The sequence below is a fragment of the Chlorobaculum thiosulfatiphilum genome, from assembly GCF_006265165.1.
Taxonomy (GTDB): domain Bacteria; phylum Bacteroidota; class Chlorobiia; order Chlorobiales; family Chlorobiaceae; genus Chlorobaculum; species Chlorobaculum thiosulfatiphilum.
Map to the genome: position 1 here is coordinate 17,354 of NZ_VDCH01000029.1, position 10,410 is coordinate 27,763.

The following is a 10,410-nucleotide window of genomic DNA, read 5'->3' on the forward strand; positions in this document are numbered from 1 at the left end:
CAACCACCCTCGCAAACATCACCAGTTTCCACGCATGATCGACCGCGACAGCTTCACCATCATCTTTCATGCAGACTCCGGCATTCGGCAAGCAACGCCGCGACTCCGAACGCTGCCGCGCCGGTTCGTGCTGCTGCTGGCGCTCGCCTCGCTCTTCGCCGGGCTGCACCTCGTTCCGGCGACGGCGTTGGCGGAACCGGCGAGGCTGACCGTGCTCTTCACCAGCGACCTGCACTCCTATCTCTCGCCGCATCGCGAGATGGCGAGCGATGGAAGTGTTCGTGAGGTCGGCGGCTACGCACGGCTGGCCGGAGCGATCGACGAGGAGCGCTCGCGGTCGGGCGGCGAAGCGCTGGTCGTCGATGCGGGCGACTTCACCCAAGGCACACTCTACCACACCCTCTTGCAGGAAGAGGCGTTCGAGCTGCGCCTGATGGGCGCGATGGGCTACGACGCCGCAACCTTCGGCAACCACGATTTCGACTTCCGCCCCTCCGGCGCTGCCGCAATGCTCCGCGCCGCCCGCGCCAAAGCCGCCACGCTACCGCGACTGCTCATCTCGAACCTGCATTTCAGTGAGAGCGACCCCGCCGACGACGCGCTTGAACGAGCCTTCCGCGACTACCCGGTGCGCGGCTACACGGTCGTCGAGCGCGCCGGAGTGCGCATCGGCATCTTCAGCGTACTCGGCAGGGACGCCGCCGAAGACGCGAGTTTCGCCAGGCCGGTCACCTTTACTGACCAAGTCGAAGCCGCCAGAAAAACCGTGAAGATGCTCAAGGAACGCGAGAAGGTTGACCTCATCGTCTGCCTGTCGCACAGCGGCACCAACCCGGAGCCGCGCCACTCCGAAGATGAAAAGCTCGCCGCCCTCGCCCCCGGCATCGACCTCATCGTCAGCGGCCACACCCACACCGTTCTGCACTCGCCGATCATGGTCGGCAGAACGGCGATCGTCTCCGCCGGATCGTACGGCGCGTGGCTCGGTGTGCTCGACCTGATGGTCGAAAAGGGGCGCGACGTGCAGGTGGCGGGCTACCGGCTGCGAAAGATCGACGCGAGCACGCCGGAAGAGCCGGAGATCGCGCGGATGATCGACGGCTTCCGGAGCATCGTCGAGGAGCGCTACCTCGCGCACTTCGGCTACCGCTTCGACCAAGTGCTCGCCCGCCAGCCCTTCGATGGCCAGAGCATCGACGAGGCCTACGCCAACCCCGGCGAAACCGGCCGCGGCAACCTCGTCACCGACGCTTATCGCTTCGCCGTCGAGCGGGCGGAGGGAGGCCGACGCCATATCGACGTTGCGGTGGATGTGCTCGGCTGCATCCGCGCCTCGCTCTACCGGGGCGACATCCGCGTATCGGACGTTTTCCAGACCGCCTCGCTCGGCCCGGTGCAGTACGGCTATTGCGGCAACACGATCATCGTCCTCTATCTCACGGGCCGCGACCTGAAAAACCTGCTCGAAGTGCACACCAGCATCGCCCCGTCGAAAAAGGACGCCCTGCTGAGCGTCTCCGGAATCAGGTTCCGCCACAACCCCCGCCGCATGATCTTCGACCGCGTCACCTCAGTCGAAGTCGAAGGAGCCGACAAGCGCTTCCGCCCGGTCGAGCGCGAGCGCCTCTACAGCGTGGCGATCAACGCCTATCTCGCCAGCCTCATCGACCTCGTCGGCAAGAAATCGCACGGCATTCTGAAGATCACGCCGCGAGACGAAACGGGCAATCCGGTGAACGCCAAAGACGAACCGAGGCTCACGGTGACGCGAAACGGCGAGCCGCTGCGCGAATGGGTCGCGCTGGCCGAATACCTCTCGTCGTTCCCGGAGAAGGATGGCATCGCAACCGTGCCCGAACGCTACGCCCGCCCCGAAGGGCGCATCGTTGCCGAAGCTTCGTGGAACCCCGTCGCGCTGGTCGCCGGAGGCAACTGGCTCACCATCGCCGCCGCCGCGCTGTTCGTTGCTGCGGTGATGGTTGTTATTTTGCTGACGCGCCGGGTCGTGGCGAGGCGAGATCATGCTTTAAGCGAAAAGCAATGAGCAAGCACACCTCACCCTAACGTCCACTTCGTCCACTCCCGCCAAGCGCTCGCTTCGTGCAGAGCCAATAAACCGATTGTGCATCCCGATTGTTGTACTACCGACGATCCCGAAAAATCTCGAAGAGAGCCGCTCCGGGTCGTCTGGAACGCCTGATGTCGGAATACAACTAAAATACTATATATTGGCATTCCGAATCAGCCACCACATCTGTACGATAACTCTACATCAAGATCGACGAACAGCGCTTCTGCAACCGTTAACAGGCCCGAACTATGATTTTTGGTAACGTATTGAACATGGAAACCTTCATCGACCTCGGTCTTGACCCCGGATCGGCAAACACGGTGATGTGCATACGCGATAAAGGCATTGTGGTCGATGAACCCACGATTGTCGCGGTTGCGAGCGATTCGGGCAAGTGGCTGGCCACCGGGCACGAAGCGCTCAACATGCACCGGAAAATGCATCCGGGCATCCACTCCATCCAGCCGGTAACCAAAGGTATCATCGCAGATTACGATACCGCGCAGCGGCTGTTCCGGGAGCTGCTGCACTCCGCAAAACCCAGAATTCTCTTTGGCATTCACCGGCTGGTGATCAGCATTCCTTACGGCATAACCGAAGTGGAAAAACGCGCGTTCTTCGACATGGCGACTGAGCACCTTGGCGTAAAAGAGGCTTACCTGGTGTTTGAACCGATAGCCGCGGCAATAGGCGCAGGCATCGACCCGCTCGAGCCGGTCACAAACCTTGTCGTCAATCTCGGAGCCGACACCACGCAAATCGCCGTCATATCGCTGGGCGGCATTGTCTCAGGTGAATCGCTCGACGTTTCGGGCAACCATCTCGACAACGAAATCATCCGGTACCTGAGAGAACAACACAACCTGGCGATCAGCGATTATGCCGCTGAACAGATCAAGCTGCATATCGCCGCCACAGACCGGCGCGATCAGGACGGTCGGCTGACGGTCAAAGGGTTCAACCTCCGGTCAGGCTTTCCCGAAACGCAGGAGATCAGCACCGCCGCCCTCAGCGAGGTCATCACGGCCCCGTTGCAGGAGATCGTTTCGGCCATCAGGAAAAGCATCGAGGTGCTTGCCGACAAGCCGGACATGGCCGTCGATATTCTCGAACGCGGCATCTGGCTGGCGGGCGGCGGCGCGCTGTTGAGCGGCATCGACAAAAGAATCCAGTCCGCAACCGGACTCGCCGTAACGATCTGCAACGACCCGCAAACCACAGTCAGCAAAGGACTGAGCACGATCCTCGAAAACTTCGAACGCTACCAGCCTCTTCTGCTCGACAACAAGAAAAAGCATAAGCCGTGACAAGGGGCATTGAGAAGGGATGCGGGATGATGCTGGGGATGCGTTCATACGCCTCGTCCGAAGACTTGCGGGCAGGCTCAGGGTTGCTTGAGGAAACTCGTGATTCTGGTGGGAAGGCAGAAGATAAGGAATATAAATTTTCCGAATCCCTCAGACTTCCTTCTCATCGTTTTGCTGAAAAGACAGGCAGTTTCAGCAACAGACCATGAGCAAATATCGAATCGCTCAGAGCATCAAACGTTACGTACTTACTACAGATCGAATCGAAGACCATTTGAAATAGGCAGAGAAAACGGGAAATGACAGCCAGATACGCAACTTTTTATAAGCAAACAAAATACACCGTAGCAACAAGAACCATCAAACACCTCACCAAGATTAAAATAGTGTGTTTCGATCTTGGTGAGGTGTTTGCATGACAGAGATGTAAAACATAATAAATATACAACTATGGTTCACCGCTTCAAATAGCGACACAAAAAGGCATAGCAATGCTTGCTACGTGTTTCGGTTATGGATTCGTAATTACCTTTTTTACCGAGTGCGCATTGTTGTCTTTCAGGTTTAATTCACCTTTACACGCCGGACGCACTGCGGCAGATAAATCAGGTTGACCGGGGGCTTGAGATGAAACATAAAAGTCAACATAACCATTATAGATCACTGCCTGGTGAGCATCATCCAATGATTGCTGAATAAAACTCCTTGTCTCCCCAGCTTTTATTACTGCTGGAAACGTACCAACACTTATCGCCTTTTTCAAACCAAGCGTTTTATAATAGGCGCCAACAACAAATGAAGCTCCCGTTGGAGGATAGCAGTCCACATTACTTGTATTGGTAACTGAAATGTAAGCCGTAAGCTTCTCGCCATATTGGGTTGACCCAACATTCGACGATCCCCATTGAACATTGATTTTTAAATTCGGCTGTTCCGTTTCTATGACATGTACATCTGATCGATTCACCATTTTTTTAGCCTCCGATACAGAGCTAAATGCAATAATCATCAGAATCAATAACGGGGCAAAAAAAAGATTTGACTTTGTGTTCATGACTATTCTCCTTTTTTTGTTGACATACATGGCCTCACAACAACAAATGGAACACTCTATACAACGCAAAATAATTTACTTTAAATTTAATAAAATTTCAGCCCGCACCAAACATAAATACTCTATAAAACGCGCATCAGTCAAGACCGTTCAAGACTTATAAACATCGCGCCGCAAACATATAAAATCTTACAGGATATACACTTTTCCGAATGATCTCGTGGGTAGCGATTTCAAAACAGACCAATTTCAGCACAATCACTCGCCCACGACCTCTGAATCCCACGTCACCCTGCATCCCGATGCTTTCAGCATGGCGGTCACGCTGCAATATTTATCCATCGACAGCCCGGCGGCTTTGTCGAGTTCCGCCTTGGTGCAATCGGGACTGCACAGCTTGAAGCTGACGTGAATTGACGTAAAAACCTTCGGGTGCGTTTCGGCGCGTTCGGCATCGAGCGCGGCGTCGAGCTTGACCACCTCTTTTTTCATCTTTCCGAGAATCGAGATGATGTCCAGCATCGAACAGGCCGCCAACGACTGAAGCAGAATATCGATCGGCGAGGCGTACAGCGCGGGGCTGGACGGATCGAGCGTGACGTCGAAAAAAGTGTGCTGCCCCTTTGCGTTGAGTCCGACAAGCGGCAGATTCCTGTCGAAAGAGACGGTTGCGTGCATGGTTTTTGCGGAGGATAACGTTGAAAAAGGATGATTCGCGCGGCGTGGCGCCAGCTCTTTCAGATACCGGCCCGCAGTGAAAAAAGTTCGGTCAGCGCCGGGCGTTTGACGTGAAGTGGCGTAAGCGGCAAAAAACCACAAGCCCGAATGAGCCGGGCTTCCGGTATTCGGGCTTGTGGTTCCGATGGCGGATTTCCGCCGCTCAGAAGGCTTTCTGTTCGCAGGCGCATTCGCTGCTTCCCTGCGCCTTGCTGATCGAATCTTCCACGATTGAGAGCAGGAAGCTGATGCGCCCTTCAGCGTAATAGAGCGTTGGCGAGATGGCCTTGAACTTGCCGATCAGCGCTTCGAGCTTCTGCTTCTTCATGGCGTCGATGAGGCCATGCGAAATGCCGACCTTGTCGAGCGGCACAACCGTCCTGAAGCCCGGCTCGTATTTCTGGATGTTCAGCTCAATCGTCTGTTTCGCGTCGGACTTGCCTCCAGCGGCAACGGCGGGCCGAACGGCTTGACTGAGGTTGCGAGCCGGCGTGAAGCGCATCACCGGGCGGCGCGACGGCGCGACTGATGGCTGGACGGCAGGCCGCGTGGCGGTCGGCCTCATCAGGAGGGTGCGCCGGTCGATCTTCAGATTCCTGTCGATAAGCTCGAACCTGTTGATCAGGGAGCGCTCGAAGCTGTTGAACCTCTTGAGCTGCTCCGGGGATTCCGGCGGCCACGCTTTCTTGACCGGCGTCAGTTTGACGATGCTGGCAACCTTGGCCGGGCCGTACAAATCCTTGGCCGCGGCGTCGATCTGGCGGAGCAAATCCTCCTGCTCGGCATAGCCGGTCTTGAGGACGGTCATGAGGAAGTCGATCTCGCCGGCCATCTTCATGAAGCCCGATGCGCCGACATAGGCATCCGGCGTCACGCCCTTCATCTGCGCGGCGTACTTGCCTGGTTCGCCGCTGACGTTCCAGTTCGGATCGTTGGCCAGAGTCTTCCACGCATTGCTGGAATTTGCCGCATAGATCGCGGCGGCGGAGTTGAGCAGCATCGCGTTGTTCAGGTAGCTGTCGAGCCGCGTGAAGAAAGGCTCGGCAGGATCGGAGTAACCGTGCATCGCCGAAAGGTAGGTATCGACGCTGTTGGTGAATTTTGCCTTTTCGGCGGCGTCGAGCGCGGCGTAATCATCGAGGTAGATCAGGCGATAAAGGTAGCAGTACTGGTAGTGCAGGTTCCAGCCGCCAAGGTCGAGGCTGGTGAGAATGCCGATCGAGGGCCGCAGGAAAAGCGACAGGTTGGTGATGTCGGTATTGTCATTCCGGAAGAGGCGCTGGTTGATGCGCTCCGGAAGGGCGAGCACGATCTGCCCGTTCAGCCAGCTTGCGCTTTTGTGCGAGGCCCACCACATGCCGAACGCTGCCGGAGTAGAATCCTTGCCGATGGCGTCCGAAGGCACGGGAAAGCCGGTCAGACTGGGAGAATAGACGCCCGTTGTGGCCATGACGCAATAGCTCTTGCCCATGCCGTAGAGCACCGATTCGCCGCCATTGCAACTGCCGTCGATCACCGTGAGGCTCGCCCCGTTGCCCGCGATCTTTTCGAACAGCGGCGCGAGCTGACTGACGGAGAGCGTTCCGGTGTTGAACTCGATGAAATGCGAGGCGGCGGTGGCTTTGGAGGTGTCACTGCGGCTCCAGCGCGGATTGGAACCGTGGCCCGCCAGATAGACGACAAGCTGGTCTCCGGAGGCGAGGAGATTGGAAAAGGTACTCAGCGCGTTCAGCCCCTGCGAGCCGCTGTCGGTCATGGATACCGTGTATCCGCGGCTCTGAAGCTCGGTTTTCAGCGCCGACGGCGTCGTTGCCCAATCATTGTGATAGATGATGAGCGCCTTTTTCAGCCCCGCCGCATCGACCTGAACGGCCAGCAGGGTAAAAAAGAAGGCGAGCAGCACGGCAAGAATGCTCCGTTTCATAAAAAATCCTCCTGTGAACTGATGGTTGAGGAAAGTGCAACGAAAAAAAACTGAAACTTCATTTCACCCGGAACCAGATTCTCCGGCTGTTGCTTCCATCCTTTTCAAACCTGAAAAACGATTCCATCAAAGATAAGAAATCCGCTCCCGCATGAATCACTGATTCGCTTCGTTCATAGCTGAGAGCGGGCAAGTTTTGTCAATTACCCGGCGTGACAGGATGAAAGGGTGAAAACACAGTGAGGAACAACGGCCAGTACAACAGGTTTCGAACCATCACCTCAAGGATGGCCCGGAACGAAGATGGCGCTCAATTGCCGCTGGAGGTTTTAGAGGAGGCGCCGACATCGTACCCGCCTGCGGTGCCGGTCGAGGTTCTGACCGGCTGCGGAGCCGACGCTGACGGTACGTTGACATCGTTGATCGTTTTTCCGGCAGTGCGTTCAAGACCGCCCAGGGCGTCGCCCTGCTTTCCCTGATCGAATTTGCCCGCGGCGGCATTCTCCTCCACCTTTGAAATTATCCTCGGCATGACGGGGTGCGGCGAGGCAAAGAAACGCCGAAACGGCAATCAGCGACACGAAAGTTCTTCCGGATTTTGACATGGCCTGGGTTCTGCTTTTGGTTGAGATATTGCCCCCTCTCACAGGTGCCGCAAAGAGGGTTCGGCCTGAAAATCAAGGCATCCGATCCGGTTTATGGGAGAAAAAAATTGACAGGAGGGCAGATGAATTCATCGGCGGGCAGCACGAACCCGCTGTCAGGTCGGCTTAAAAAACCGGCCTGACGCGGTAACTCCCGGCAGTGCGCCGCGCGACCTTACCGGGGATAGCGAACAAAGGGTTCCGGCGGAATTTTGTCTGGAGGCAAAAACTCCGGCGCGGGCCGCCCGGCGGGGCCGAGATGGCGGAGATAGCGGTAAATGTCACGGAAATCCCGATCGCTCATGTCGCGCAGGGCGTACCACGGCATCGGCGGACGGGCTTTGACATATTTGGTTCGCATCCACGCCCTCTCGCTCATCGAGCTGGCCAGCAGCCGAAGATTGACCGGCCAGGTCGTGCCCCACGGGCCGTTCCAGCCAAGATCATCACCCTTGAGCCATTGCGACTCCGGAATGCGGCCATCGGAAAAGGCATATCCCTTGGTATGGCAATCATTGCATCCCGCGATCATGACAAGATACCGGCCATTGCGGATCGACGCCCGATCCCTGGCCTGCCCTTCAAGGCCCGCCAGCATCAAAGGCGCAATCATGCATGAGGTCAACAGCGCTTTTCGTTTCATCGTATCCTCCATCAGTCAAACGTTCACATCGAAACATTCCGTGGTATAACGACAGTACTGCTTCGATCAGCAATCGCGATGCGGAACAAAAAGTTGCCGTGGCGATACGAGCGGCGGGCAGGCGCGCGCGCGATGCTGAATGAATCGCCGTGCGCCGGGGTTATGACTGGAATGCAGGATTTGACGGAAAACAACGGAGTTTAACACAAGGAGACGCCATGTCGAGAGTCGCTTTTCCCCTTTCGGAGGTGTACGGCTTGCTCGAGCCGGGGCCGGTGATTTTGCTGACGACCGCCGGAAAAGAGCGGCCAAACGTAATGGCGCAGTCGTGGCATATGATGATGGAGTTCGAGCCGCCGCTGGTGGGCTGCATCATCAGCGACCGCAACTACAGCTATGGATTGCTCCAGGCGAGCGGCGAGTGCGTCATCGCGATTCCGACAGTCGAGCTGGCCGACAAGGTGGTGGGTTGCGGCAACTGTTCGGGCGCGGAGATCGACAAGTTCGCGACGTTCGGCCTCACGCCGGTTGCGGCGGCTGAGGTCTGCGCGCCGCTCGTCGCGGAGTGCTTCGCCAATCTTGAGTGCCGGGTCGTGGACGACAGCATGGTCGATCGCTACGGCCTCTTCGTGCTGGAAGTGCTCAGGGCGTGGATCGATCCGGCGGTGAAAAATCCGGAGACGATCCACCACCGGGGACGCGGGCGTTTCATGGTCAGCGGAAAAACGATAACGCTCGACTCGAACGCGAAATAGGGATTGCGCCATGGCGATGAATCCGTACCTGAAGGCAGAGGAGATCGAGCAGATTTGCGCGGTGATTTTGGGGGCGTGAGGGAACAGTTCAGAAGTAGGTTTTAACAGTTGGTCAGAACGTCTGTGATCGACAATCAGGTCGCAGGTCGTTCTGGCCGATTGATTGGAGACGGACGATCAATCCCAAGTTCTTCAAGCACTGGTTTAGCAAGTTCTTCAGGCCATGCGTTTTGATCGACGAGTAACCAAATGGCACATGAAAGCCCTTTTTTGTTTCGAGGTAAAAAGTTCGGGTGTTTTTTAATCTTTTTCGTTAGATCGATAACCTTGCTCCATAGATGTTGTTGTTTCAGTTGATGAACAATAGCCAGTAGGCCGGGTAGTAGAAATCCTGCTGGAGCCGGTCGTGACGTTTCAAGCAGGGTCGTTACGGAGTCAATAATCTTTTCCAGTTCCTTTTGAGTTGGTCTCTCAATTTGACCAAGAGCTGCCGCTGTTAGCTTATGTGCGATTTGTGGGTCGATGCGCGTTTGGTCTTGCTCATTGAATTTACCGAGCGCTTTCATAAGCTTGATTGGCTCATGCGCGTTTTTCGGGAGATTTTGCAACCATTGCTCAGCCTCGTTTTTTACCCATTCCAAGTTCTGTTTGCTCAAGAGCTTCTGACGATTGAGCAGCGCTGCCAGACTCAGGTCGCGATTATCATTTGCGTTATGTTGTTGCAGCCATTTCAAGGCGATATCAGCAGTTATTTTCCATTCTTCATTTGACAGATCACGGCGTTGCAGCAAGCTGTTGAAAATATAATCAGCGCTTTTGTCCTGTGAATTGGCTTTGATCCAATCCAATCCAAATCGGATTAACAACTTTGATGATTCTGGATCGAGTCCTCGATCCCGCAGGCAGCTTTTCAGCAGATGAGAAGCTTCAGGGTCAGCTCCCAATTTTTTTAAATGCGGCACTGCAATTTTAACACATAGTGAACGCTGAGTTGTTTGCAGTGATGGGTGCGTGAATAATCGCTTAAGCACAAACTCAGCATCTGAGCTGTCTGGGAACTTGTTGATCCAGTTGATGGCGAAATCGATGGCGCGTGAAGAGTGAGTGCCGAGATCGTCGCAAGCAAGCAGTGGCGGTAAAACGAATCCGGTTTCGGGAACGAGCGGGAACTTGTCGATCCAACTGAGTGCGAAATCGATGGCGCGCGAAGATCGATCTCCGAGATCGTCGCGAGCAAGCAGTGGCGGTAAAACGAATCCGGTTTCGGGAACGAGCGGGAACTTGTCGATCCAACT

General features: G+C 56.0%; 9 protein-coding genes. 3 read left to right on the forward strand and 6 right to left on the reverse strand.

The features are described 5' to 3' along the window. Nucleotides 1-34 precede the first annotated feature (34 nt). On the forward strand, nucleotides 35-2,044 hold the full coding sequence (locus FGF66_RS10760; RefSeq protein WP_139457640.1) for a bifunctional metallophosphatase/5'-nucleotidase: 2,010 nt from the start codon (nucleotides 35-37) through the stop codon (nucleotides 2,042-2,044). Nucleotides 2,045-2,319: 275 nt separating this feature from the next. Continuing rightward, nucleotides 2,320-3,378: a rod shape-determining protein gene (gene mreB, locus FGF66_RS10765; RefSeq protein ID WP_139457641.1), complete on the forward strand. Its 1,059-nt coding sequence runs from the start codon at nucleotides 2,320-2,322 to the stop codon at nucleotides 3,376-3,378. Between the two features lie 511 nt (nucleotides 3,379-3,889). Here the strand turns inward: mreB and FGF66_RS10770 are convergent. The 5 genes from FGF66_RS10770 to FGF66_RS10790 form a co-directional block, all read right to left on the reverse strand. Then, nucleotides 3,890-4,432, reverse strand: a complete 543-nt coding sequence (locus FGF66_RS10770; protein ID WP_139457642.1) for a hypothetical protein — start codon at nucleotides 4,430-4,432, stop codon at nucleotides 3,890-3,892. A 258-nt stretch (nucleotides 4,433-4,690) separates the two neighbouring features. Further along, nucleotides 4,691-5,110: an OsmC family protein gene (locus FGF66_RS10775; protein WP_139457643.1), complete on the reverse strand. Its 420-nt coding sequence runs from the start codon at nucleotides 5,108-5,110 to the stop codon at nucleotides 4,691-4,693. Between the two features lie 202 nt (nucleotides 5,111-5,312). After that, nucleotides 5,313-7,073 (reverse strand): caspase family protein, encoded by a 1,761-nt coding sequence (locus tag FGF66_RS12695; RefSeq protein ID WP_170181334.1) that lies wholly within the window; start codon nucleotides 7,071-7,073, stop codon nucleotides 5,313-5,315. 310 nt (nucleotides 7,074-7,383) lie between these two features. Beyond that, entirely contained in the window at nucleotides 7,384-7,605 is a 222-nt protein-coding gene (locus FGF66_RS10785) for a hypothetical protein (RefSeq protein WP_139457644.1), read from the reverse strand. Nucleotides 7,606-7,892: 287 nt separating this feature from the next. After that, the gene (locus FGF66_RS10790; RefSeq protein WP_139457645.1) at nucleotides 7,893-8,360 is read right to left on the reverse strand and encodes a cytochrome C; all 468 of its coding nucleotides are present in this window, start codon (nucleotides 8,358-8,360) and stop codon (nucleotides 7,893-7,895) included. A gap of 218 nt (nucleotides 8,361-8,578) precedes the next feature. On the opposite strand from FGF66_RS10790, the gene FGF66_RS10795 reads away from it, so the two are divergent. Continuing rightward, the gene (locus FGF66_RS10795) at nucleotides 8,579-9,115 is read left to right on the forward strand and encodes a flavin reductase family protein (protein ID WP_139457646.1); all 537 of its coding nucleotides are present in this window, start codon (nucleotides 8,579-8,581) and stop codon (nucleotides 9,113-9,115) included. Nucleotides 9,116-9,249: 134 nt separating this feature from the next. Here the strand turns inward: FGF66_RS10795 and FGF66_RS12700 are convergent. Beyond that, nucleotides 9,250-10,410, reverse strand: a 1,161-nt coding sequence (locus tag FGF66_RS12700) for a hypothetical protein (RefSeq protein ID WP_170181335.1), incomplete at its 5' end; no start/stop codon positions are given.